Source organism: Ruegeria sp. YTSC325 (assembly GCF_059609525.1).
In genome coordinates this window covers 35,747-61,104 of record NZ_JBXWLY010000004.1, presented here as the reverse complement: position 1 = coordinate 61,104, position 25,358 = coordinate 35,747, and the positions used below count along the sequence as shown (strand labels likewise).

Genomic DNA, 25,358 nt, shown 5'->3' with positions numbered 1-25,358 from the left:
GTTGTGGATCGCAGCGATCCCAACCTTTGGCGCTTTGCCGGGATGTGTCGCAAACCTTTGGAACAACCGGTGCCAGCGCGCTCTATTCGCCTAGCAATTCTCGAATGTTGGCGTCCAACTGCGCTGTGAAGCCCACATCATTTCCTGGGTTAGCAGCGCAATGGCCCCAAGGCGAATGGTAGGGACGGAAGATGGCATTCGGCATGAGGCTGGCCTCGATTTCATTGTCCTCTGGTGGGAAATAGAGATCCTGCGTGCAAGGCATCAAAATGGCACGAGCTTTGATGGCACCCAATGCCAATTTGTAATCCCCGTTGTAAAGCGGTCCGATAGAGACGTCGCCAGCTTGCCAAGTCGCCAGCTTGGCCAACAGATCGTTGGCGTCCCAGCCAAGTACATGATCTAGCTCCCAATCCCGCAACAACTCCTCAATGGTTTGAAAGCCAAGTTGCCGATAAAGCCCTTCGCGAAAAAAGGTCTGAGAAAAAGCCCATCCTGCATAGACTCGACCGAATGCCTTCAGCCCCGCTTCGGGTGGATTGACATAGTTACCGCCATTCCAATTTTGATCCGCGCAAAGGGCCGCCTTGACACCTTCGAGGAAGACGAAATTATGAGGCGAGGTTTTGGCCGACGCACAGAATGGAAGGATTGCCCGCACCATATCTGGGTATTGCGCCGCCCACTGGTAAGACTGACAACCTGCCATTGACCAACCCGCGACAAGAGCAATTTTTTCGATCCCAAGGTGATCTCGGATCAATCGGTGTTGGGCAGCGATGTTGTCCCACATCTGCACCAGCGGAAAGCGAGGGCCGCTCTGTTGCGCAGGCGCATTCGATGGTGACGACGAACGACCATTTCCAAACAGGTTTGGGCTAATGATGAAATGCCGCGCAGGATCGATCGCCCGCCCTGGGCCAAAGAAACCTTCGTTTCGGGAATTTGTACCGGTGTAAAAGGTCGGCATTACGATGACGTTGTCGCCAGTCTCAGACACCGTGCCATAAGTTTGATAGGCGAGCTTGGCCTCTTTCAGTACTTCGCCCGACAAAAGAGGAAGGTCACCCAACTCATAAATCTGAAATTCGGGTATCATCTCATGCTTCCCGACTTAGTAGAGCCTTAGGTATTCCTGAACTTCCCAGTCGGTGACCGATTGATGATAACGCTCCCACTCATCATTCTTGTATTCCAGGTAGGATTTACGCATCACGGGACCCATCACATGTTCCGCCATAGTGTCGTGCCGCAAAGCCTCGATCGCATTGAAAAGAGTACGCGGCAACCGGCGGATTCCCAGCTCGGAAAGCTCATTTTCAGTTTTCGAATAAAGGTCAAAATCTGTCGGCTTGCCCGGGTCGATCCTGTGCTTGATCCCCATAACAGCGCAACTGAGGTGCATCGCCATTGCCAGATAGACATTCATGGTCATGTCGCACGCGCGATTTTCGATACAATGCCGGCTCTGCGGCAGGCGAAACTGGGCCGAGCGATTGTTGAAACCATAAGTAATATTCGTCGGGGCCCAGGTGACCGTGCCGCCTTCAAACCCACCAACACGAGGCACCAACCCGTTATAGGAGTTCACGGTTGGGCAAGTGATAGCCGTGATAGCTTCGGCATGCTGCATCAGTCCGCCAACGGCCCAACGACTTTCATCGCTCCATTCACCTTCGGGTGTTTCAAAAATGTTTTCACCCGGGCGGCTGTCATGTTGCATTGACATGTTGATATGCGCACCAGATCGCCAGTCACCCACTGTCGGTTTCGGCATAAAGGTCACGAACATCCCATGCTTTTTGGCCACCTCTTTCAAAGTGATCCGCAGAAAGGCCAGGCGATCGGACATCTCCAGCATGTTGGTATAGTGAAAATCCAGTTCGAACTGTGAATACGCACCCTCTGCGACCACGTCATGCAGGTTCCAACCCAGACCTTCGATGATGTCGATCATGTCTTTCAGAAACGCCATCGAGTCGATCGAGTATTCAACGTCATATCCAAAAGCCTGGCGGCGTGGTCGGACACCGATTGCAGGGTCGTCGTCAAAGGCCTTTACCGGGTGGCCAGCGTCGTCGTACTTCATCACGATGAACTCAGGTTCGACCCCGGCATAACCGGTGTACCCCTCCAGCGCAGCTTCTTGCATGGCGCGCTTCAGAGCCTGACGCGGGCAAACATTGTAAGGCGCATCTTCCCAATACAGATCAGAGAAAATGATCGCCATCGATGTGTCCCACGGACAGACGTAGACTGCATCGAGATCCGGCACCACCACCTGATCGCTGTCTGCGGGACTGAGTTCGGGTACGTAAGAAATAGAATGCACTGCAAATTGGGGCCCTTTCCCAAGACACAGGGGTTCGAAATCACTCATCGGGACGGGTTTGGTTTTGGGAATACCATGCAAATCGATCCACGCAGCCATCACATACTTGACGCCTGCCTTTTCCAAACGTTGCTGAACTTCAGGGATACGTGGACGGTTCCGCTCAACAGCCTCGTGGAATGGCTCATAGTAGATTCGGGCGTTTGCATTGTCCTTGGGCATTTGGCATCCTCCAATCGAATGGCAATCAGACTTAATTCACCAACGGCGACCCCCGGTGTTGGCGCTTGTTTTGCTTATCCTGTCGTTCAACGCACAAGGCGCTTAACCCGGGACGAAATCGTCTGGGTCGATACCCGGAACTTGTGTAATCCCGGCAAGCTGTTTCCAGTTGTGGGGATAAGCAGCATAGAAGATCACGCATTTGCCATCCGACTCGTATGAGATGTGGTTGTCTTTCGGGACAAACAGCACGTCACCACGGTTGCAGACATAGCTTTCACCGTCGCAGACCAGTCGAAAAGTGCCCTCAAGGCAGTAGATGATCTCGTCACATGTCAAGTCCCAAGGCACCTTGATATTATTGAGTACGTTGATGCCGCCGCACATTGACTTGCTGAACTCGCTGGTCACCATCGGTTTAATGTATGTATCGCTGTCGCCCATCGCGTCGTAGCGTTTCTGAACCAGGTCGAATTTGAAAAGTTGAGGTGTATCACCCATTTGGTCAGCCTTCCTGCGCCAAGTGTTTCAGTATGGATTCGTTCAATTCGACTTTGTAACCGTCAGGATCTTCGCAGAAGGCGATAACCCTCGTGCCATTCTTCATCGGCCCTGGCGGGCGAGTGATGTTTACCCCAGCGGCTGACAGTTGCTCGCAGGCGGCGTAAACATCCGGAGTTTCAATGCAGATATGGCCCCAGCCATTGCCCTTGTCGTAAGGCGTGTCCTGGTCCCAATTGGCGGTTAGCTCCAGTGTGGGAAACTCGGCTTCCGGCCCGTAACCGATGAACGTGTTGGTGAATTTACCTTCGGGATAATCGGTACGCCGCAGCACCTCCATACCCAGAATTCCGCAATAGAAGTCCAGCGACTTTTCCATGTCTGTGACCCGCATCATCGTATGGGCCAGACGAAACCCCTTGGATATAGAGTTGCTCATTGGTCTTGATCCTCCTTATTTAGGCGCCCGCCACGTCACGCTCGATCAAATCCTGAAAGGCGCGCACGCTGTCCTCCCAGGCAGGTGACAACAGGCCCCCATCCTTGGCCACCGGGGACTTTCGGCCCTCGAACATGCGTTCAACCATCTCGTGGTCTTCTTTGTGGACATCCCACCATAGGTTCCTGAGGGCCTCTATTTCCTTGGCGCTCAAGTCTTGGCCTTCCGTAGTGTAAAGCGCTCGGTATTGGCGCATCTTTCCTGGACCGACGGGCACATTGAGATAGACACCCAGCTGATCTGGGAAATAGCGGCCCAAAATGAAGTTGGGATAAAGAGTCAGATACCTTGAGCTAACACCCAAACTGTCCGATGTGCCCAATTCTTCCTCAAGGTCCACCGCGCTACCGATGCAGGTGCCATCGATGATCGTATAGTGATTTTCCAACGGTTGATCGGTAGTTGAGGAATGAACAAACTGAACGTGGTAGGGCTCGATAAAGTTCTCCATTATAAGCTTCCAATTGGTGTCGATCTCACCAAAATCGAGCAGTCCAATAGGCTCCAACTTGCTGTAGTCAATCCCTTCCAATTGGTTGATCAGAGGTGCGGCATAGTCTTCGAAATCAGGAGCGTTCCCATCCAGATTGACGAATATCCAGTCGTGCCAGACATAAGTGCGCACGCGTTTTAATTGATGCTCTTTGATGTCAAAACCGTCGAACTCCTGCTTGCCGGTGCCCGCAAAGTGTGGCGCGGCCCGCAGGCGTCCATCCAGATCATAGGCCCAAGCATGATACGGGCAGCGGATTAGCTTCCCGACATTCTTGGGCTTGTCGACCAGTGTCATGCAGCGGTGCAAGCAGACATTGTGAAACACCTGTATGTCATCGTCACGACCGCGTACCGCCAGAAGTGGTAAGTCGGCACAAGTGATAGGAAGTACATCACCTGGGCTGTTCATCTGATGAGCAAACCCGACAAACACCCAATTTTTGGCTAGAACCGTCTGGCATTCCCGCTGCCAGAAATCTTCGCTGCGGTATGCGTCGGCGGTCAGGCCGTGCCGAGGCCCACCAAAAGCAGCCTGCGTGTTCTGCTCGGCTATTGTCATTTGTCCTCCTTTCGATACTGACAGCAGCACCCACTTTTCGAACGGCGTGTGCATGAATTCACTGTTTCCCGCGGGCTGCCTATTTTCAGGCTCTCTCCTGCCGCGCCGGACTCAGGGCTTGAAATTACGAATACCGCACTACTCACACCTCTGCGCTTCGATATTCGCCGTTAACTTGCAGTGTTGAGCAAGGATCAGAAGGTATCTTGTCAAAAAACGGCATCATGATACGAAATTCGAAATTTTCGGATGACACAGCGACGGGAATCGCAAAATCAAAATGAATCAACAGAAAATCCGGCTATCATTCCGCAATCCTGCGCTGGTCAATTGTGACGAGGAGATCTGATGTATGTCGTTTTTCACACTTCCCTCCACAGAATTCACCAAAGAGAATTGCGGATATCGATGCTCTTTCGTAATCATGGCTGCGAATACAGCAATCGAGCGTCAAGCCTATGTCAGTCAAAAAGCAATCGAACGCGCGTGCTACTCAGAGCATTCGATCGCCAAATGATGATTTGAACCAGCAGATCATCCGTCTTTTGCAACAGGATGGCCGAATGGCTTTTTCTGAAATTGCACAACAGTTGGATGTGTCGGAAGGAACCATACGCAACAGGGTGAGCGGGCTGCGAGACAACAATATGCTTCGGATTGTCGCGATGTCGGATCCGGTGGCAACAGAATATACTACTGACGCGATGATTGGGTTGAACGTTGCAACCGGCGTGACTCCAAGGCAAGTTGCCGAGCGGCTTGAAAAGAACCCACGCGTTGTCTTTATCCTGTGGGTCGCGGGTCGCTATGACCTAATAATCGAACTGGTTAGCGACGATGATGACGCTTTGAAGGACTTTCTGGAGTTTGATATCCACGCGAGTGACGATATTGCCAATGCCGACGTTATGCCAGGGTTGAAGAATTTCAAGAACCAGTTCCTGCTAAAGCAGAGTCTGCAGGAGTGATCAGCAAGAAGTCGATCGGCAAAACTAACACAGCGAAATAGTCACAAATGTAACTTTTGTTACGTGATCAGAGGCAAACTTAATACCTCGATTTCCGCGGCTGGGGCAAATCGGGTGATCTGCCGAACAACGTGCGTTTTGTCGAAAGCCCAGAGGCGAAGACATCGGATATTAAAGCAGCGATCGCATTCGTCGCGACCCTGCCCGAAGTAGATGCCGATCACATCAACGGCCTGGGGATCTGCGCCTCGGCCGGGTATATGGTCGATGCAGTCTCTGGCAATCCACTGGTTCAGCGGCTGGGTCTGGTTGCACCTTGGTTGCAGAACGCCCAGATCGTTGAGGCGGTTTATGGCGGTGCAGAAGGTGTCGCAGGGCTGATTGAAGTGTCCCATGCCGCCGAGGCCGCTGGCGGCCAGATCATTCCTGCCGCAGGCCCCGAGGGTGCCGAGGGCGTGCTGATGCCAATCGGCGGATACTACTATGAGGCCGACCGTGGCGCGATCCCGGAATATGACGACAAGTGGAACAATGCGGGCTGGGAAGGCTGGCTGACCTATCATCCCGCCGACAATCCGCAGCGTTTGGATAAACCGCTGGCCATTGTGCACTCGGAAAGCGCAGCGATCCCACAGGGCGTTCAGACCTTCCTTGCCGGTTTCGCAGGCGAGGCGACTGCGCAATGGCTGGAGGATGTGACGCAGTTCGACTTCTACGACAATCCCGAGGATGTCACCCGCGCAGCCGACACCGTCGCTGACCACTTCCGAGCCAGTTCAAGCAACTAAGACCTGTCGGGACGCCGAGCAATCGTTCGGCGTCCACCCTCAACTATTCGGAGTATCCTCATGCGTAGAAAACTCACATCGACCCTTGCGGCCGCCTCTATGATCGGAACCGGAGCTTTTGCCGAGCAGCAAGCCGATATCTCGACCGCCATTACCGACATCGCGGCAGGCGCTGACCGCCACGACTGGACCCGCGTACGCGGCGCGTTTGCCGATACCGTCACGACGGATTACACCAGCCTCTGGGGCGGAGACGCGGTCACGCAACCCGCCGACGCGCTTGTGGCGGGCTGGTCCGCCTTTCTGCCCGGTTTCGACGCGACGCACCATATGGTGACCAATCACACCGTCACCTCCCTGTCCGATATATCCGCCACGGCACAGGCGGATTTCACCGCAACCCATCGTCTTGATGACGCCTTGTGGGTGCTGGGTGGCCGCTATGACTATGAGCTTGAGAAATCAGACGATCGATGGGTTGTCACATCAATGACCATGACTGCAATCTGGGAATCTGGTGACCGTGGGCTTGTGGCTCTTGCCGGCCAGCGCGCCGCTGAAGCGAATTGAAGGAAGGACCATGACCAGCCAGCGCATCGCACTCGTGACCGGCGCCAATCGCGGTATCGGCAAAGAAGTCTCACGGCAATTGGCCCATGACTATGGGATGAAGGTTCTGATCGGTGCACGCGATCTGGCAAAAGGGCAAGCTGCTGCGGATGAAATCGGATATGGGGCGGAAGCCTTGCAACTGGATGTCTCTAGTCCGGACTCTGTCGCGGCTGCCTTCTTCTTGATGGTTGAATCGGTCTACGGCCGCCTTGATGTCTTGGTGAACAATGCGGGCGTGGACTATGACACCGACCAAGAGGTCCACCTCGCCGATCTTGACCGGGTGCGTCAAGCGTTTGATACGAACCTTTTCGGCCCTTGGGATACCACGATTGCGGCGGTACCACTGTTAAAACGAGGAACAGATGCCCGGATCGTCAACGTGTCCTCTGGTGCGGGATCGCTGACCAGCATGTCCGCCGGAACGCCCGGCTATGGCGTGTCCAAAGCGGCTCTGAACGCGCTGACCGTCAAGACCGCAGCCGCATTGAAACCTCATGGCATTCTCGTCAACGCCGTTTGCCCCGGTTGGGTCGCCACAGATATGGGTGGTGGTGGACGGCCGGTTTCCGAGGGCGCAAAAGGTGTTGTCTGGGCTGCGACCTTGACGAAATATGGCCCGACCGGTGGGTTCTTTCGCGACGGCGTCGCAATCAATTGGTAGGTTCAGCCCGGTGTCACGAAGTCAATCAGCTTCCTGACCCGCGCTGGCAATAGGCGGCGGTTGGGATAGACGGCAAACAAATCCCGCGTCAAAGGTGTGGCACCTGTGACCTGCAGCTAGTGCAACTCACGGTCTACCATGTCCAAAGGCAACATCGCGACACCCAGATTACGGTGAGCCGCCTGCGCGATGACATTAAGGTCGGTTAGACTGTGCGCGGTGTGCATTGGGTGCAAAGTTTCCCCGCTTTCAAGAACCCAGGGCTAACCATCGGTTAGGTCGGGCGAAGCAAGAAAGTCATATCTAGATACCGGCCCGTCCACCCCCCGCGCGCGGACGAAGCCCAAACCGGCGAAAAAAATGCGTCTTTGCGCACACCAGCTTTGTGCGGAGCGCGCGCCAAAGCGCAGATATTCCGCAAAACAACCCGATTTCGTTGAAATTGCCACTGCCTCAAATGCAGTGGCAAAGTTTTGACAATCAAAGTTGCTGTTTTAGCTGGTTAGATTGCAAACAGACGCTGATTTTAACTGTTCCACAGCAGTCTAAATGTTATCCGCACTTAGAGTGGCCGCAACTGCGGCAGGTCATGCAGCCTTCGATCATTGCCATGTCGAACTGCCCGCAGGACGGGCACGCTTTGCCACGCGGAGCATCCATATTGACGACCTGCGCCTGCGGATCTGATTTCAGCCCCATGCCCTCGCCTTCAAGGAAACCGATATTAATCAGGTGCTGCTCGATCACGCCCCCAATCGCAGCAAGTATCGAAGGGATGTACTTGCCTTTAACCCACGCACCGCCGCGTGGATCAAAGACGGCTTTCAGCTCTTCGACCACAAAGGACACATCTCCTCCACGACGGAACACGGCCGAGATCATCCGCGTAAGCGCCAGAGTCCAAGCGTAATGCTCCATGTTCTTCGAGTTGATGAACACCTCAAACGGACGGCGACGGCCACCAATGACGATATCGTTGATGGTCAGATAGATCGCGTGTTCGCTATCGGGCCATTTCAACTTGTAAGTCGATCCCTCCAGCGATTGCGGGCGGTCCAGTGGTTCGGACATATAGACAACCTCGCCGCCATCCACCTGATGCGGGGCATCGGCGCTTTCGCCGGGGGCTTTGTCGGCGCTTTCGGAAACTGTCAGGACTGAACCGGTCACGTCATTCGGGCGATAGGTCGTGCAACCTTTGCAGCCCTGATCCCAGGCCTGCATGTAAACGTCTTTGAAGGCGTCAAAGCTGATATCTTCGGGACAGTTGATGGTTTTCGAGATCGAGCTGTCGATCCATTTCTGCGCCGCCGCCTGCATCTTGACGTGGTCAGACGGGGAAAGCGTCTGGGCGTTCACAAAATAATCGGGCAAAGCTACATCGCCGAATTTGTCGCGCCACATCTGCACGGCATAATCTACTACTTCTTCCTCGGTGCGCGAGCCATCCTTTTGCAATACCTTGCGCGTGTAGGCGTAGGCAAAGACCGGCTCGATCCCCGAAGACACGTTCCCTGCATAGAGCGAAATCGTCCCAGTCGGCGCAATTGAGGTCAGCAGCGCGTTGCGGATGCCATGTTCGCGGATCGCGTCACGCACGTCTTCATCCATTTGCTGCATGTTGCCGCTGGCCAGGTATTTTTCGGCGTCAAACAGCGGGAACGCACCCTTCTCCTTCGCCAAATCGACCGAGGCCAGATAGGCGGCGCGGGCGATCGCATGCAACCAGCGCTCGGTCTGACGCGCCGCTTCGTCGGACCCATAGCGCAGACCCAGCATCAAAAGCGCATCTGCCAGACCCGTCACACCCAAGCCAATCCGGCGCTTGTCCTGTGCTTCGGCTTCCTGCTCGGCCAGCGGGAATTTCGACGCGTCCACAACATTGTCCATCATGCGCACAGCCGTAGCGACCAGCTCTTGCAAGGCGGCCTCATCCAAATGCGCCGTATCCCCAAACGGGTCCGCCACCAGTCGCGCCAGATTGATCGAACCCAACAGGCACGCACCATAAGGCGGCAAGGGCTGCTCGCCACACGGGTTCGTCGCGGCGATGGTTTCCACATAGCTCAGGTTGTTGGCCTTGTTGATACGGTCGATGAAGATCACACCCGGCTCGGCATAGTCATAGGTGGCCTGCATGATCTTGTTCCACAGATCGCGTGCCTGAACTGTGTGATAAACCTTGTCACCAAAGACCAGTTCCCACGGGCCATCGGCCTTGACGGCCTCCATGAACGGATCCGTCACCAGAACCGACATGTTGAACATGCGCAGGCGCGCGGGGTCAGATTTCGCTGTGATGAACTGCTCGATGTCGGGGTGGTCGCAGCGCATGGTCGCCATCATCGCCCCACGACGCGAGCCTGCGGACATGATCGTCCGGCACATCGCGTCCCACACATCCATGAACGACAAAGGTCCAGAAGCATCCGCCGCCACGCCTTTTACATCCGCCCCCCGCGGGCGGATGGTCGAGAAATCGTAACCGATCCCCCCACCCTGCTGCATGGTCAGCGCGGCCTCTTTCAGCATGTCGAAAATACCGCCCATGCTGTCGGGCACGGTGCCCATGACGAAACAGTTGAACAGAGTCACCTGCCGCGCCGTACCTGCACCCGCAGTGATGCGACCAGCGGGCAGATATTTAAAATCTTCCAGCGCTGCGTAGAACTTATCTTCCCAATGGGCCGCGTCATCCTCGACCCGCGCCAGATCGCGGGCGATGCGCCGCCAGCTGTCTTCGACTGTTTGGTCGATGGGCGTGCCATCCGCTTCTTTAAAGCGGTATTTCATGTCCCAGATCTGCTCGGCGATGGGGGCGGCAAAGCGGCTCATTGGTGATTCCCTGTTTTGAAAGAGGTATCCAGATTACCGCAATTCACATCCAAACCACAACACCTTGATGACGCCGCATAGCGAGCTACAATATAAAGGTGGGCCTTGGGACGACTCTGTGGGAAAGCTGTGGATAAGTACGTAAACCTCATCAAACTGTCCGTCGGATCGGAAAGCGTTGATACGCTGATGGCGTGGCAGGACAGTCGCAGACCGCTTTACGAGGACGGCTGCCCGCGCCATGTCACCCGCATGTGGCCCAAGCGCGAGGCTGAGATTTTGAATGGCGGATCAATCTATTGGGTGATCAAGGGCGTGATCCAATGCCGTCAGCGCATCCTGCGTCTGGATGAGGTCCGGGGCGAGGACGGCATTCGCCGCTGCGCCATCGTGCTGGACCCGCAGGTCCATCGCACCCAGACGGCGCTCAAACGCCCATTCCAAGGCTGGCGCTATCTCAAACCCGAGGACACCCCCGCCGACCTGCCGGAAGGGCGAGAACAGGACGATGCCTTGCCCGACGATCTGAATCGCGCGCTTGCCGAGATCGGCGTGCTTTAGCGCAGACGATCCAGCAATGCGTTCAGAGTGGCCTTTGTCTCAGGGTCACATTTCGCCACCCGGCTGCGCCACAGGGTCGCCTGCGATTGCAGGATCAACCCATCGGTCAGGATTTTGAGGTGGTTCGCCCGCAGCGTCTCGCCGGTAGATGTGATATCGGCAATCGCCTCGGCGGTCTCATTCATCACCGTGCCCTCGGTCGCGCCCTGGCTATCGACCAGAGTGTAATCGGCAACTCCCGCATCGGTCAGAAACTCGCGCACCAACCGGTGGTATTTAGTGGCAATCCGCAGCCGATGCCCGTGGGTCTTGCGAAACGCCGCTGCCGCCGCGTCCAGATCGTCCAGCGTGTCCACATCTACCCAGCAAGCCGGTGTTGCGATGATAAGGTCCGCCTTGCCAAACCCAAGCTGCGAGATCTCCTCGACCTGTTGTTCCCAGCGGGGGAGTTTCTCATGCACCAGATCAATGCCGGTGACACCCAGATGAATGCGCCCCGCGGCCAGCTCGCGCGGGATTTCCCCAGCAGATAGCAGGATCAGAGATACCCCGTCGATGCCTTCAACCTTACCCGCATATTCCCGATCCGATCCGCTACGCGACAGGGTGATGCCGCGCTTTTCGAACCAACCAAAGGTCTTGTCCATCAAACGGCCCTTCGAGGGCACGCCCAGTTTCAGGCTCATTGCGCGTCCTCCTCAATCTCCAGCATCAGGTCGGGGCGGATGACACCGCCCACCGCCGGAATTTCGGCCCCGTTGCCCAACTGCCGCGTCAGCGCATCATAGCGCCCGCCGGTGGCGATGGGGGGTAGATCGGGGCGACCCTCAGCGTAGAAACCAAAGACAAACCCGTCATAATATTCCATCGAGGTGCGGCCATAGGCGGCCTCGAAATCCAGACGTTCCACATCCACGCCACGCGCCTGTAGCGAGGCAATCCGCGCCTCAAGCCGGTCCAGCGCCGGAGTGATCTGCGGCAGATCCACCGCCACGTCGCGCAGCTGTTCCAACGCAAAGGGCATGGTCTCACGCACGTTCAGCAGGGTTTCCAGCCCAACCAGTTCGTTGTCGGAGATAGGCGGTGTGTCGCGATCTTCGCGCAAGGCAGCGATCCGCGCTTCGATCTCGGAGGCACGGCGCTTGCCGATCATCGGGATGTCCGTATCCAGCGGATTTTCTGCATCCAACAGGCTGTCGCGCCCTTCAGGTCCCGGTTTGCGACCGGCAAAGCGGTCCAGCAGCACCCGGAATCGACGAGGCCGCCACAAGTGCCGCATCAGCGCCGCCTTGCGCCGGTCTGTGGTCTTAAGGCCCTCGACAGCGGCAGTCAGGATGCCGATATCCCCGGTCGCCGCGCGCAAAGGCAGCCCTCGCAATTGCAGCGCGAGCAGCGAGAAGACTTCTGCATCCGCGCCTGCGGGATCATTGCGGTCGAATACTTCGTATCCGACCTGAATGTATTCATTCGAGCGATCCGGATCATGCTCCTGACGGCGGAACACCTCGCCGGAATAGGTATAGCGCGCGGGCTCGGCCCCGTCGGACATATGCATCTGCACCACGGGCAGGGTGAAATCCGGGCGCAGCATCTGCTCGCCCCGCAGCGCGTCCGAGGTCACGTAGGCGCGCGCGCGGATATCCTCGCCATAAAGGTCCAGCAGCGTGTCGGCCGGTTGCAGCAGCGGAGGGTCCACGACCTGTGCGCCTGCGGCCTCGAACCTCACGCGCATCATGGCAGCGCGGGCTTGTATCTGGGAACGGTTCGGCATGGGTCAGTCCTGACTGTCCAGAATTTCACGCACCTTGGCGACCAGATCGCCACGCGGCACTTCGAACTGGCTGGGGCGTTCTTTCCATTCCTCAAGCGTGGCGCTTTCGGCGATCTTGGCCCCAAGGATCAGGTCTTTGATCTGCACGATCCCATTTACTTTTTCATCGCCCCCCTCGATCACTGCGATGGGAGAGTTCCGCTTGTCTGCGTATTTCAGCTGATTGCCAAAGTTCTTGGGGTTACCCAGATAGACCTCGGCCCGGATACCTGCATTGCGCAGCTCGGCCACCATCGCCTGATAGTCGGCCATACGGTCGCGGTCCATCACGGTCACAACCACGGGGCCTGTGGCTTGCGCCGCGATCCGGCCCTTTTCGCGCAGGGCGGCCAGCAGCCGGTCGACACCGATAGACACGCCGGTCGCAGGCACTTCCTGCCCTGTGAACCGCTTGACCAGGTCGTCATAACGCCCACCGCCCGAGACCGAACCGAACTGCCGCTTACGGCCTTTCTCGTCGAAAATCTCAAAGGTCAACTCGGCCTCATAAACCGGTCCGGTATAGTACCCGAGGCCCCGTACGACCGACGGGTCAATCTCGATCCGGTCCGAGCCATAGCCGCCCGCATCGAGCAGAGCGCCGATCTGTTCCAATTCGGCAATCCCATCCGCGCCAATCTTGCTGTCGCCCACGGCAGCACGCAGGTTGGCCAGTGTTCCTGCGGTATCCGCAGCCTTCGAGGTCAGGAAGGCAATTACCGGCTCGGCCTGATCGTCGCTCAGCCCCACACCGTCGATAAACGCGCCCGAGGCATCCAGTCGGCCCTTGGTCAGCAGCTCGCGCACACCGGCTTCACCTACTTTGTCGAACTTGTCGATGGTGCGCAGAACATTGTCGCGGGCGGCTACGTCTTCGCCCAGCCCCATCGCCTCAAGCACTCCGTTCAGAACCTTGCGGTTATTCACCCGCACCAGATAGTCACCGCGCGGAATGCCCACGGTCTCCAACGTGTCCGACAGCATCGCGCAAATCTCGGCGTCGGCGGCCATCGAGGCCGTGCCCACCGTATCCGCATCGCATTGATAAAACTGGCGATACCGCCCTGGCCCCGGCTTTTCATTGCGCCAGACCGGACCCATCGCATAGCGGCGATAGGGCGTTGGCAGGTCGTTGCGGTGCTGCGCATAAACACGGGCCAGCGGCGCGGTCAGGTCATAGCGCAGGGCCATCCAGTCACCGTTGCCGGCCTCGTCAAACTCCTGCCACGCAAATACGCCCTCATTCGGGCGATCCACGTCGGGCAGAAACTTGCCCAGCGCCTCGACGGTTTCCACAGCGCTGCTTTCCAGCGCATCAAACCCATACCGATGATAGACATCCGCAATCGCCCGCAGCATCTCGGTGCGCTGCGAGACTTCCTGGCCGAAATAGTCGCGGAACCCTTTCGGCGTGACGGCCTTGGGGCGGGGCTGTTTCTTGGGCTTGGCCATGTGGGGCGTCCTTGCGGTTCATGTTCCGCGCGCGGTCTATCCCATGGCCCGCATCGGGGCAAGGCGCGCTTTCGCTGGTCATGACCCGCCCGTGCCGCTATGACCACGCCCAAAGGAGAGCCCCATGCAGCATCTGGAAGAGCAGATCGCCCACCTGACCCGCACGGTCGAAGAGTTGAACACGGTCGTTACAACCCAACAGAGTGAGATCGATCGCCTGACCCGGCGCGTCGAGATGCTGTTGCAGCGCGAGGCTGAACGGGCGCAGGAAGGATCAGGTGGGGTCGTGTTCGGAGACGAACGCCCGCCGCATTACTGACTGCTTATAACCCCAGCGTCATTTTCACCGCATTGTCGACCACACCTCCCAAAAGAGCGTTCTTGTCCGCAGCGCAGCCTTCGGAAAGCGCCGCTATGAAGGCTTCACGCAATTGGGCCTTTTCCTCATCGGTCGTTGCGTGATCTTCGATATTGATCTGACGGTTATATAGCGACAGGGCCGTCATTTTCCCGACGACCTCTACGACAAAGGCTTCGTCTCCGTCTGCCTCTTCGGCAATCGACGCGCAGGTATAATGCATCACTGGCAATGCATCCTGCACCATCTGTTCAGCCGCCTCATCCGCCGCAGCGAAAGTTGGCGTTATTAAGAGCACGGCGCTTAGGATCAGTCCGGAGGTGTTCATCATGGCTTTCATTTCCAGTTATGCCCGATGATCGCACCAGCTACGCCGCCGATTGCTGCGCCCTTGCCGTCTCCGACCAACGCCCCGACACCAGCCCCGATGAGCGCACCTTCGATTGTCTGCTTTTTCTTCTTGTCATCAGCCACCCCTGCCGAGGCAAATGCCAACGACGCCACAGCAGCAAGCGCAACAGTTCTGAACCCGAGACCTAAAATCACCATGTCAAACCCTCCTTTGGCCCGAAACCGACCAAAGTCAGCCTAGCCCGCGGGACTGTGTCTGGCAACAAAAGGCGGGGTCAGAACTCCTCGACCGACATCACGCCTTCCAGCGATTTGATCGCGCCTTTAATTTGCGGATTGATGGGGAAGTTCTGGCCCAGATCCATCTCGACCTCGCCCGGCAATCCGGGCGCCATCAGCAGCAATTGGATAGGCCCGCGCGCGGCGTTTTTGGCCGCGCCAGCCGCGTCCTCTAGCACTTTGGCCACGGTAGGCAGGGCCTGTTCCTCGTCCACAAAGATGCGCAGGCCGGTCGCACCCGCCTCGGCCACTACCGTATCCACCGGGCCGACAGAGCGGCCAAGCAGTTTCAGCTGATCAGCTTCCATTGTGGCCTCGGCGGTTAATACAACTTGCGCGCCAGTTTCCAGATACTCGCGCGATTTCTCCAACGTTTCCGAGAACAGCGTGACCTCATACGCACCGCTGGGGTCCGAAAGCTGCGCAAAGGCAAACCGGTTGCCGCGCGCCGATTTCCGCTCCTGTCGACCGGCAACAACACCGGCCATCTTGGCGATGAACGGACCCGAACGTGCCTTTTCCGTCACCTCGTCCAGCGTCATGACCTGCTTGCGTTTCAGCGCAGGCATATAGTCGTCCAGCGGATGGCCCGAGAGGTAAAAGCCGATGGCCTTGAATTCCTCGCTCAGCCGTTCTGCGGGCAGCCAATCGGGCGTGGGCGACAGGCGCGGTTCGGGCAGGTCATCGCCCGCCTCACCAAACAGCGACACTTGGTTCGAATTCTTCTGTTCATGGATCGCCGCGGAATACTGCACCAGAGGATCAAGGCTTTCGAACACGCGGCGGCGGTTCTTGTCCAACTGATCGAACGCGCCCGCCCGCGCCATCATTTCCAGCGGGCGTTTGCCGACCTTTTTCAGATCAACCCGGCGGGCGAAATCGAACAGGTTCACAAAGGGCTTTTCCGCTCGACCATCGACCACCAAGTTCATCGCCTCAACGCCCACGTTTTTCAAGGCGCCCAACGCATATACAAGCGCTCCGTTCACCACATCGAAGGTCGCTTGAGATCGGTTCACGCAAGGGGGCACATAGGGCAACTCAAGCCCTTTGCGGACCTCTTCGAAATAGACGGCCAGCTTGTCGGTCAGGTGGATATCGCAGTTCATGACACCGGCCATGAACTCGACCGGGTGGTTCGCTTTAAGCCAGCCGGTCTGATAGCTGACCACCGCATAAGCGGCGGCATGGGATTTGTTAAAGCCGTAGTTGGCGAATTTCTCCAGCAGGTCGAAAACCTCGCTGGCTTTCTTGGCATCCACGCCGTTTTCACCCGCGCCCTTTTCGAATTTGGGGCGTTCGGCATCCATCGCCTCTTTGATCTTCTTACCCATCGCGCGGCGCAGCAGGTCGGCACCACCAAGGGAGTACCCAGCCATGACCTGAGCGATCTGCATCACCTGTTCCTGGTAAACGATGATGCCCTGTGTTTCCTCAAGGATATGGTCGATCAGCGGATGCACGGATTCAATTTTCCGCAACCCGTTCTTGACCTCGCAATAGGTCGGTATGTTCTCCATCGGGCCGGGACGATACAGCGCCACAAGGGCGACAATATCCTCGATACAGGTCGGCTTCATGCGCTTTAGCGCATCCATCATGCCCGAGGATTCCACCTGGAACACCGCCACCGTCTTGGCGGCAGAATAGAGCTTATACGTCGCCTCGTCGTCCAGCGGGATGGCATTGATCTGGTTCTCGGCCCCATCGGCGGGTTCATAGAGTTCCGTGCCATCGGCCGCGATGTGCAAAGGACGCCCGGACTTGAAGATGATATCCATCGCGTTCTGAATCACGGTCAGCGTCTTCAGGCCCAGAAAGTCGAACTTAACCAGCCCGGCCTGTTCCACCCATTTCATGTTGAACTGGGTCGCAGGCATGTCGGATCGCGGATCCTGATACAGCGGCACCAGCGCGTCCAGAGGCCGGTCGCCAATCACCACCCCCGCCGCGTGGGTCGAAGCGTTACGCAACAGCCCCTCGACCTGTTGGCCATAGGTCAGAAGCCGGTCCACCACCTCTTCGTTCCGCGCCTCTTCGCGCAGGCGGGGTTCGTCTTTCAGAGCCTTTTCGATGGAAACAGGCTTTACGCCCTCGACAGGGATCATCTTGGACAGGCGGTCCACCTGCCCGTAGGGCATCTGCAGCACCCGCCCGATATCGCGCACAGCGGCCTTGGACAGCAGCGCACCAAAGGTGATGATCTGCCCCACCTTGTCGCGGCCATATTTCTGTTGAACATAGCGGATCACCTCTTCGCGGCGATCCATGCAGAAGTCGATATCGAAGTCGGGCATCGAGACCCGCTCGGGGTTCAGGAACCGCTCGAACAGCAGCGAATACCGCAACGGATCTAGGTCTGTGATCGTCAGCGCATAAGCCACCAGCGAGCCCGCACCCGAGCCCCTCCCCGGCCCGACCGGGATGTCGTGATCCTTGGCCCATTGGATAAAGTCCGCGACGATCAGGAAATAACCGGGAAAGCCCATGCCCTCGATGATGCCGAGTTCGAAATCCAGCCGTTCCTGATATTCCTCGGGCGTCACCGCATGCGGGATCACCGCCAGACGTTTCTGCAAGCCTTCATTGGCGATACGCCGCAGCTCGGCGACCTCATCATCGGCAAATTTCGGCAGGATCGGATCGCGGCGATAGGCCATAAAAGCGCAACGGCGCGCAATCTCGACCGTGTTCTCAATCGCCTCGGGCAGGTCGGCAAAAAGCGTCACCATTTCCTGCTGCGACTTGAAATAATGCTGCGCCGTCAGGCGGCGGCGGCCGTCCTGCTGATCGACATACGCGCCCTCGGCGATACAGATCAGCGCGTCGTGGGCCTCGTACATATCCGAGGTCGGGAAATAGACATCGTTGGTGGCGACCAGAGGCAGGTTCTTGGCATAGGCCATCTCGACATGGCCGCGCTCGGTCAGACGTTCGGCCTCGGGTTGCCCCCCCTCACCCGGATGGCGCTGCAATTCGATATACAGGCGATCCGGGAACATCCCGGCCAGCCGATCCACCAAAGCCTCAGCCGCTGGGCGCTGGCCCTGTTGCAGCAACATCCCCACAGGCCCTTCCGGCCCACCGGTCAAGCAGATCAAGCCGTCCGAGCGATCCGCCAACTCCTCCAACGTGACCTGCGGTAACTGCCCGCCCTTGTCCACATAAAGGCAGGAACTCAGCTTCATCAGGTTCTCATACCCCACCTCAGACTGCGCCAGCAGCACCAGCGGCGCGGGGGCTTTGGGCTTTTCCCCCGGCTGCGCTTGCAGGTAAGTCAGATCGACCTGACAGCCCATGATCGGCTGCACGCCGGCCCCGCTGGCGGTCACGGAAAACTCCAACGCCGAGAACATCGAATTGGTGTCAGTAACGGCGATGGCGGGCATATCGGCCTTTTCACACAGGCCAGGCAGCTTTTTCAGCCGCACGGCCCCTTCCAGCAGGGAATATTCTGTGTGAACACGAAGGTGGATGAATCGAGGAGTGCTGCTCATGAAGCCCAAGCTATCCCAGCCAGGCGCGCGGCAAAAGCGGGAACCGCATAGATGGAATGCCTAAAAAATCAGCTTGGATTATTCGGCTTTTCCAGAAGGTGCTTCGGCAGCAGCAACGACCCAAGAAGGCAAAACACTTTAATTTCAAAGCACTGTACGGTAGACACCAATTTCAATTTCATCGCCGCCCGGTGTAATGGTACATCCCACAGGCAGTTTTTCTTGCCAGATCGGGTGAGCTATTTCTAACATCTGACGGCAAGCTATTCGCCCGCCACTCTTTCTACGTCGCATCGAAGGAGGGCCGCAGGGGCGCAACCGGGTAAGGCGACGGGTTTCACGCATGAACATCACGTTTCTTCTGAACGGAGAGACAGTGGAGCTGTCGGATGTCGATCCGACCGCCACCCTGCTGGACTGGCTGCGCGAGGATCGCGGCCTGACCGGCACCAAGGAAGGCTGCAACGAGGGCGACTGCGGCGCTTGCACCGTGATGGTGACAGATGAGGGCGGTGCTAAGGCTTTGAACGCTTGCATCCTGTTCCTGCCCCAGTTGCACGGTAAGGCCGTGCGCACCGTCGAAGGCGCAAGCGGCCCCAATGGCGAGGCGCACCCTGTGCAGCAGGCGATGGTCGATCTGCACGGATCGCAATGCGGTTTCTGCACACCGGGCTTCGTCATGTCGATGGTCGCCAGCCACGCGAATGGCGCGACCGACCATGACACACAACTGGCCGGGAACCTGTGCCGCTGCACGGGCTATGCCCCGATCATCCGCGCCGCCACGGCTATCGAGGCAATGCCTGTACCAGTCTGGGTCAAGGACGCGCCCGTGGATGCCGCTGCCCAACCAATGCTGCCCACGTCATCGGACGAACTGGCCGCGATCTACGCAGACCACCCGGAGGCCACCTTGATTGCCGGAGCGACCGATGTGGGCCTCTTGGTCACCAAACAGCTGCGCGAATTGGATCCGGTGATTTTCCTGAACCGCTGCGACGACCTCAAGAACATCACTATCACCGAGGGTGAAATCCGCCTCGGGACCATGGTCGACATGAACCGGATGGGCGCGGCGCTGGCCGATCTCCACCCCTCCTACGCCGAAATGATCCGCCGCTATGCCAGCGTGCAGGTTCGCCACGCCGCCACCGTGGGCGGCAATATCGCCAACGGCTCCCCCATCGGAGACAACCCGCCCGCCCTGATCGCCCTTGGTGCAACTCTGCACCTGCGCAAGGGCGACACGCGCCGGTCGATCCCGCTCGAAGATTTTTTCATCGACTACGGCAAACAGGACCGCGCGCCCGGAGAATTTGTCGAGGCGGTCAGCTTCCTCCGCCAGCCAGATCGCCTGAAATGCTACAAGCTCAGCAAGCGGTTCGATCAGGATATCTCAGCCGTCTGCGGCTGCTTCAACATCACCGTCACGGACGGCACCGTTAGCCAGGCGCGCATTGCGTTTGGCGGCATGGCGGGCATTCCGAAGCGGGCCACCCATGTCGAGGCCGCATTGATCGGCAAACCCTGGACCGCTGCGACCATTCAGGCCGCGCTGCCCGCCTTTGCTGACGATTACCAACCACTCACGGATATGCGCGCCTCGGCCACCTATCGTCTGGAAACCGCCAAGGCGATGCTGGAGCGGTATTTCCTCGAAGATCAGGGCGAAGTGACCGACGTACTGAAGGTGACGGCATGAGCGTGACCAAACCCCTCCCCCATGACGCAGCCCCGCTGCATGTCGCAGGCGTTGCGCGATACGTGGATGATATCCCAACGCCCAAAGGCACGCTGCATCTGGCCTTTGGCCTCAGCCCGATTGCCAAGGGCACAATCATCGCGATGGACCTGTCGGCGGTGAAAGCCGCCGAGGGTGTGGTGCAGGTGATGACGGCGGATGACCTGCCCTTTGCCAATGATGTCTCGCCCTCGATCCATGATGAGCCGCTGCTGTCGGACGGAACGGTCCATTATATCGGCCAGCCGGTGTTTCTGGTGGTGGCGACCAGCCATCTGGCCGCCCGCAAGGCTGCACGGCTGGGCAAGATTGACTATGCCGAAGACACACCGATCCTGACAATCGAAGAGGCGCTGGCCGCCGACAGCCGGTTCGAGGACGGCCCCCGCATCTATGCCAAGGGCGACGCGGACGCAGCCATTGCCAACGCGCGCCATGTGATTGAAGGCAGTTTCGAACTTGGCGGGCAGGAGCATTTCTATCTGGAGGGCCAAGCCGCTCTGGCCGTGCCGAATGAAGGCGCGGACATGCTGGTCCACAGTTCGACCCAGCACCCGACCGAGATTCAGCACAAGGTAGCTGATGCTTTGGGCGTTCCCATGCACGCCGTGCGGGTCGAAACCCGTCGGATGGGCGGAGGATTCGGCGGCAAGGAAAGTCAGGGCAACGCTCTGGCGGTGGCTTGCGCCATCGCCGCCCGCGCCACCGGCAAGGCCTGCAAGATGCGATATGACCGCGATGATGACATGATCATCACCGGCAAGCGTCACGCCTTCCGCATTGCCTACAAAGCTGGGTTTGATGAGAACGGCCATGTTCAGGGCGTCTCGTTCCATCACTACGTCATCTGCGGCTGGGCACAGGACCTGTCCCTGCCCGTCGCCGACCGCGCGATGCTGCACTCGGACAACGCCTATCTGCTGCCGAATGCCCGGATTGAAAGCCATCGTCTGAAGACCAACACCCAATCTGCGACCGCCTATCGCGGGTTCGGCGGGCCGCAGGGCATGGTCGGGATCGAACGTGTCATGGATCACGCCGCGCACGCGCTTGGGCTGGACCCGGTCGAGCTGCGTCGCCGCAACTACTATGAGCCTGCGCATAAAGTGGCCGATCAGCCGCTGCACGCGAAACCACTGGGTCATCCCGACCCGCACGAAGACCTGACCAGCCGAGGTGCTGTGGAAACCGGGAATGCCCCCGTTCGTCCCCTACCCGCAGGCGGCAACACCACGCCTTACGGTATGGAGGTCAGCGATTTCGAACTGCACGGCATGACCGAAGCGCTTCTGAAATCCAGCGACTATGCCGCTCGCAAGGCCGCCATCGCCGAGTGGAACGCCAAGAACGGCGTGATAAAGAAGGGTATCGCCTTCTCGCCGGTCAAATTCGGGATTTCCTTTACGCTGACCCACCTCAATCAGGCGGGCGCACTGGTGCATGTGTATCAGGATGGCTCGGTCCACCTGAACCATGGCGGGACCGAGATGGGACAGGGCCTGTTCCAAAAGGTCGCGCAAGTGGCCGCATCGCGGTTCGGCATTCCGCTGGAGATGGTCAAGATCACCGCCACCGACACGGCCAAAGTGCCGAATACCTCGGCCACGGCAGCGTCCTCGGGCAGCGATCTGAACGGGATGGCTGTGAAAGCCGCCTGTGACACGATCCGCGACCGGATGACGGACTATCTGGCCGAACGGCACCAGGCCGATCCCGCGACTGTGACCTTCACGGATGGGCATGTCTTAGTTGGCGAGGAACGCTATACCTTCGCCGAAGCCGCCGCTCTGGCCTATCAGGGCCGCATCAGCCTGTCGGCGACCGGCTTCTACAAAACGCCCAAGATCGAATGGGACCGGATCGCAGGCAGAGGGCGACCTTTCTTTTACTTTGCCTACGGCGCGTCTGTCACCGAGGTCGTGGTGGACACGCTGACCGGCGAAAACCGCATTCTTCGCACCGATATCCTGCATGATGCGGGGGCCTCGCTGAACCCCGCGCTGGATATCGGGCAGGTCGAAGGCGGTTATGTGCAAGGCGCAGGATGGCTGACGACCGAGGAACTGGTCTGGGACGGCAAGGGCAACCTGCGCACCCATGCGCCGTCGACCTATAAAATTCCCGCCTGTTCCGACCGGCCCGATATCTTCAACGTTTCGCTATGGGGCGGCGAGAACCGCGAGGACACGATCTATCGGTCCAAAGCGGTTGGTGAGCCGCCCTTCATGCTAGGTATTTCTGCGTGGTTGGCCCTGTCGAACGCAGTGGCGGCCAGCGGGGATGGCTACCCGGCCCTGAACGCGCCCGCCACGGCAGAGGAACTCTGGCGCGGTGTCCAGCGGATGAAAGGCGGCACCTGATGGGATTTGACCTTGAAGCTCTGCAGGAGGCGGTCAAGATTCACGGGCGCGTGACCCGCGTGGTCATCGCTGCCATCAAAGGCTCGTCCCCGCGCGAGGTCGGCGCCGCCATGCTGGTTTCGGCGGACGGTCAGTCCGGCACGATCGGTGGCGGTACGCTGGAGCATCAGGCGGCGCTCGCCGCACGGGCGCAGTCCGTCCCAATGCAACTGACCCACCATGCGCTTGGCCCCGATATGGGCCAATGCTGCGGGGGGGCGGTCTCGCTTTTGAGCGAGGTTTACGACCAACACGCGTTGGACGCGCTGGATGAGACAGTCATCGCACGTGCCCCGTCAGGCGGCGATATGCCACTTTCGGTCAAGCGCCTGCTGGCCGCAGCCCGCGCGCAGGGCGTCGCGCCCGAGCCGCAATTGATCGACGGCTGGATGGTCGAACCCGTTCACAAACCGACCCGGCAGCTATGGATTTGGGGCGCAGGCCATGTGGGGCGGGCGCTGGTTGAGGTGCTGTCGCCCCTGCCTGATCTTGCGATCACATGGGTCGATACCGGCCTTGAACGCTTTCCCACGCAGATCCCGACCAGTGTCACCCCGATTCCAACGCCCAAACCCGCCGCTCTGGTCCGGCACGCCCCAGCCGATGCCGAGCATCTTGTGCTTACTTATTCACATAATCTGGACCTGGAGCTGTGTAATCGCCTTTTGACGCATGGTTTTGGCTTTGCTGGCCTCATCGGCTCAGCTACGAAATGGGCGCGATTCCGGTCGCGGCTGACAACCCTTGGCCATTCCCCGGAACGGATCAGGCAGATCACCTGCCCGATTGGCGATCCTGGTCTGGGCAAACACCCGCAGATGATCGCCATTGGCGTCGCCGCGCAACTACTGCGCCCGGCTTGGCAGAACGAACTGAAGAAGGACCAGAGCGCGTGACCACTCCACTTTTAAGTCTGCAAGGGCTGACCAAGGCTTATCCCGGCGTCGTGGCCAATGATCAGGTGTCCTTTGATATCGGCGAAGGCGAAGTACACGCCCTGTTGGGCGAAAACGGCGCGGGCAAGTCCACGCTGGTCAAGATGATCTATGGGCTGGTGAAACCCGACAGCGGCACCATGCTGCTGCGCGGCCAGCCTTTTGCTCCGGCGGAACCCCGCGCGGCGCGGGCCGACGGGATTGCGATGGTGTTTCAGCATTTTTCTCTGTTTGACGCGTTGAACGTGGCCGAAAACATCGCGCTGGGGATGGAAAACCCGCCCAAGATGAGCGATCTGGCCACGCGTATCCGCGAAGTATCCGAAACCTATGGCTTACCGCTGGACCCGTATCGCACCGTCGGCGACCTGTCGGCAGGTGAACGCCAGCGGGTCGAGATCATCCGCTGTCTGCTGCAGGGCCCCAAGCTGCTGATCATGGATGAACCCACCAGCGTTTTGACCCCGCAAGAGGTCGAAATCCTGTTTGAAACGCTGAACAAATTGCGGGCCGAAGGCACCTCGATCCTTTATATCTCGCACAAGCTGGAAGAAATCCGTACGTTGTGTGACCACGCCACAATTCTGCGTCTGGGAAAGAATGTGGGCGAATGCGTTCCGGCCGAGACATCAGCGCGGGACATGGCCGAGATGATGGTCGGTTCAACCCTGCAAACGCCCGAACGGTCGGGGCGTGACTTCGGCGAAGTCGCGCTGGATGTCAGCGGGCTATCTGTGCCTTCGCCGTCCGAGTTCGGCACTGCGCTGCGCAACGTTCACATGACAGTCCGCAAGGGCGAGGTTCTGGGCATCGGCGGTGTCGCAGGCAACGGGCAAGATGAATTACTGGGCGTTCTGTCGGGCGAAATCACCACCGCAGCTGATGCTATTAAGTTCAACGGTCAGCCCATCGGCTTGCTGGGACCTACTACGCGTCGCAAACTGGGCGTTCTAACCGCGCCCGAGGAACGTCTGGGTCATGCGGCAGCACCGGACATGAGCCTCACGGAAAATGCCTTACTGACTGGATCGGTTCGGGAAGGTCTAGAAAACAATGGCTTCCTGAAATGGGCCGAGACCAAAAGTTTCGCTGAAAAGATCATCAGCGCCTTCGACGTGCGCACGCCAGGCCCGGAAAACGCCGCGCGCTCGTTGTCCGGCGGCAATCTGCAGAAATTCGTGATTGGGCGCGAAGTGCTACAAAACCCGGATGTGCTAGTGGTGAATCAACCGACTTGGGGCGTGGACGCGGCAGCTGCGGCGTCGATCCGGCAGGCTATTCTGGATTTAGCAGCCAAGGGCACGGCGGTTGTCTGTATCAGTCAGGATTTGGATGAACTGATGGAGATTTCCGACAGTTTCGCCGCCCTCAACGAAGGTCGCCTCAGCGCGCCTCGACCAACTACGGGCCTTACCGTGGATGAGATTGGCCTAATGATGGGCGGCGCGCATGGCATGGAGGTCGCCCATGTCTAAGCTATTACAGAAAAAGACGAAAACG

General features: G+C 58.5%; 22 protein-coding genes. 10 read left to right on the top strand and 12 right to left on the bottom strand.

Translation table 11 applies throughout. The features are described from left to right. Positions 1-82: 82 nt before the first annotated feature. The 5 genes from AC2FF7_RS07610 to AC2FF7_RS07590 form a co-directional block, all read right to left on the bottom strand. Positions 83-1,099: an alpha/beta fold hydrolase gene (locus AC2FF7_RS07610; RefSeq protein ID WP_480867905.1), complete on the bottom strand. Its 1,017-nt coding sequence runs from the start codon at positions 1,097-1,099 to the stop codon at positions 83-85. Positions 1,100-1,114: 15 nt separating this feature from the next. Next, positions 1,115-2,554, bottom strand: coding sequence for a glutamine synthetase family protein (locus tag AC2FF7_RS07605; protein ID WP_496905459.1), 1,440 nt, complete (start codon positions 2,552-2,554; stop codon positions 1,115-1,117). A 102-nt stretch (positions 2,555-2,656) separates the two neighbouring features. Then, the gene (locus tag AC2FF7_RS07600; protein WP_170352301.1) at positions 2,657-3,055 is read right to left on the bottom strand and encodes a cupin domain-containing protein; all 399 of its coding nucleotides are present in this window, start codon (positions 3,053-3,055) and stop codon (positions 2,657-2,659) included. A gap of 4 nt (positions 3,056-3,059) precedes the next feature. Further along, complete coding sequence (gene gloA / locus AC2FF7_RS07595) at positions 3,060-3,494, bottom strand: lactoylglutathione lyase (protein WP_170352300.1); 435 nt, start codon at positions 3,492-3,494, stop codon at positions 3,060-3,062. Positions 3,495-3,513: 19 nt separating this feature from the next. After that, positions 3,514-4,608, bottom strand: a complete 1,095-nt coding sequence (locus tag AC2FF7_RS07590) for an aromatic ring-hydroxylating oxygenase subunit alpha (protein WP_170753444.1) — start codon at positions 4,606-4,608, stop codon at positions 3,514-3,516. A gap of 521 nt (positions 4,609-5,129) precedes the next feature. Between AC2FF7_RS07590 and AC2FF7_RS07585 the strand changes: the two genes are divergently transcribed. The 4 genes from AC2FF7_RS07585 to AC2FF7_RS07570 all read left to right on the top strand — a co-directional run bounded on the left by AC2FF7_RS07585 (position 5,130) and on the right by AC2FF7_RS07570 (position 7,640). After that, positions 5,130-5,576 (top strand): Lrp/AsnC family transcriptional regulator, encoded by a 447-nt coding sequence (locus AC2FF7_RS07585; protein WP_170753446.1) that lies wholly within the window; start codon positions 5,130-5,132, stop codon positions 5,574-5,576. A gap of 131 nt (positions 5,577-5,707) precedes the next feature. Further along, on the top strand, positions 5,708-6,364 hold the full coding sequence (locus AC2FF7_RS07580) for an alpha/beta hydrolase family protein (RefSeq protein WP_496905458.1): 657 nt from the start codon (positions 5,708-5,710) through the stop codon (positions 6,362-6,364). Between the two features lie 60 nt (positions 6,365-6,424). Further along, positions 6,425-6,934: a nuclear transport factor 2 family protein gene (locus AC2FF7_RS07575; RefSeq protein WP_496905457.1), complete on the top strand. Its 510-nt coding sequence runs from the start codon at positions 6,425-6,427 to the stop codon at positions 6,932-6,934. Between the two features lie 10 nt (positions 6,935-6,944). Continuing rightward, the gene (locus tag AC2FF7_RS07570; RefSeq protein ID WP_496905456.1) at positions 6,945-7,640 is read left to right on the top strand and encodes an SDR family oxidoreductase; all 696 of its coding nucleotides are present in this window, start codon (positions 6,945-6,947) and stop codon (positions 7,638-7,640) included. 552 nt (positions 7,641-8,192) lie between these two features. Here the strand turns inward: AC2FF7_RS07570 and AC2FF7_RS07565 are convergent. Beyond that, positions 8,193-10,475 (bottom strand): adenosylcobalamin-dependent ribonucleoside-diphosphate reductase, encoded by a 2,283-nt coding sequence (locus tag AC2FF7_RS07565; protein WP_496851119.1) that lies wholly within the window; start codon positions 10,473-10,475, stop codon positions 8,193-8,195. A 129-nt stretch (positions 10,476-10,604) separates the two neighbouring features. Between AC2FF7_RS07565 and AC2FF7_RS07560 the strand changes: the two genes are divergently transcribed. Further along, complete coding sequence (locus AC2FF7_RS07560) at positions 10,605-11,036, top strand: DUF1489 family protein (protein WP_353393499.1); 432 nt, start codon at positions 10,605-10,607, stop codon at positions 11,034-11,036. Here the strand turns inward: AC2FF7_RS07560 and hisG are convergent. The 3 genes from hisG to hisS are packed head-to-tail and all read right to left on the bottom strand — an operon-like array spanning position 11,033 to position 14,298. Beyond that, on the bottom strand, positions 11,033-11,722 hold the full coding sequence (gene hisG / locus AC2FF7_RS07555; protein ID WP_170753491.1) for an ATP phosphoribosyltransferase: 690 nt from the start codon (positions 11,720-11,722) through the stop codon (positions 11,033-11,035). The genes AC2FF7_RS07560 and hisG overlap by 4 nt on opposite strands. After that, positions 11,719-12,807 carry an ATP phosphoribosyltransferase regulatory subunit gene (locus AC2FF7_RS07550; protein WP_170788148.1) on the bottom strand — a complete coding sequence of 363 codons (1,089 nt, stop codon included), beginning with the start codon at positions 12,805-12,807 and terminating at the stop codon, positions 11,719-11,721. The genes hisG and AC2FF7_RS07550 overlap by 4 nt, the downstream gene beginning before the upstream one ends. 3 nt (positions 12,808-12,810) lie before the next feature. Continuing rightward, positions 12,811-14,298, bottom strand: coding sequence for a histidine--tRNA ligase (hisS, locus tag AC2FF7_RS07545; RefSeq protein ID WP_480867913.1), 1,488 nt, complete (start codon positions 14,296-14,298; stop codon positions 12,811-12,813). A 124-nt stretch (positions 14,299-14,422) separates the two neighbouring features. On the opposite strand from hisS, the gene AC2FF7_RS07540 reads away from it, so the two are divergent. Next, complete coding sequence (locus AC2FF7_RS07540) at positions 14,423-14,617, top strand: SlyX family protein (protein WP_170352274.1); 195 nt, start codon at positions 14,423-14,425, stop codon at positions 14,615-14,617. A gap of 4 nt (positions 14,618-14,621) precedes the next feature. Here the strand turns inward: AC2FF7_RS07540 and AC2FF7_RS07535 are convergent, their stop codons facing one another. From AC2FF7_RS07535 to dnaE, 3 genes are all read right to left on the bottom strand, one after another. Continuing rightward, positions 14,622-14,987, bottom strand: a complete 366-nt coding sequence (locus AC2FF7_RS07535) for a hypothetical protein (protein ID WP_480867914.1) — start codon at positions 14,985-14,987, stop codon at positions 14,622-14,624. A 5-nt stretch (positions 14,988-14,992) separates the two neighbouring features. Continuing rightward, positions 14,993-15,205, bottom strand: a complete 213-nt coding sequence (locus AC2FF7_RS07530) for a YMGG-like glycine zipper-containing protein (RefSeq protein ID WP_170352272.1) — start codon at positions 15,203-15,205, stop codon at positions 14,993-14,995. Positions 15,206-15,282: 77 nt separating this feature from the next. Further along, entirely contained in the window at positions 15,283-18,783 is a 3,501-nt protein-coding gene (dnaE, locus tag AC2FF7_RS07525) for a DNA polymerase III subunit alpha (RefSeq protein ID WP_496905455.1), read from the bottom strand. Positions 18,784-19,126: 343 nt separating this feature from the next. On the opposite strand from dnaE, the gene xdhA reads away from it, so the two are divergent. The 4 genes from xdhA to AC2FF7_RS07505 are packed head-to-tail and all read left to right on the top strand — an operon-like array spanning position 19,127 to position 25,333. Then, entirely contained in the window at positions 19,127-20,485 is a 1,359-nt protein-coding gene (gene xdhA, locus AC2FF7_RS07520) for a xanthine dehydrogenase small subunit (RefSeq protein WP_496905454.1), read from the top strand. Continuing rightward, positions 20,482-22,884, top strand: coding sequence for a xanthine dehydrogenase molybdopterin binding subunit (xdhB, locus tag AC2FF7_RS07515; RefSeq protein WP_496905453.1), 2,403 nt, complete (start codon positions 20,482-20,484; stop codon positions 22,882-22,884). Before xdhA ends, xdhB begins: the two co-directional genes overlap by 4 nt. Beyond that, positions 22,884-23,819, top strand: a complete 936-nt coding sequence (gene xdhC, locus AC2FF7_RS07510; RefSeq protein ID WP_496905452.1) for a xanthine dehydrogenase accessory protein XdhC — start codon at positions 22,884-22,886, stop codon at positions 23,817-23,819. Before xdhB ends, xdhC begins: the two co-directional genes overlap by 1 nt. Beyond that, positions 23,816-25,333: an ABC transporter ATP-binding protein gene (locus AC2FF7_RS07505; RefSeq protein WP_480867925.1), complete on the top strand. Its 1,518-nt coding sequence runs from the start codon at positions 23,816-23,818 to the stop codon at positions 25,331-25,333. Before xdhC ends, AC2FF7_RS07505 begins: the two co-directional genes overlap by 4 nt. The last annotated feature ends 25 nt before the right edge of the window (positions 25,334-25,358 follow it).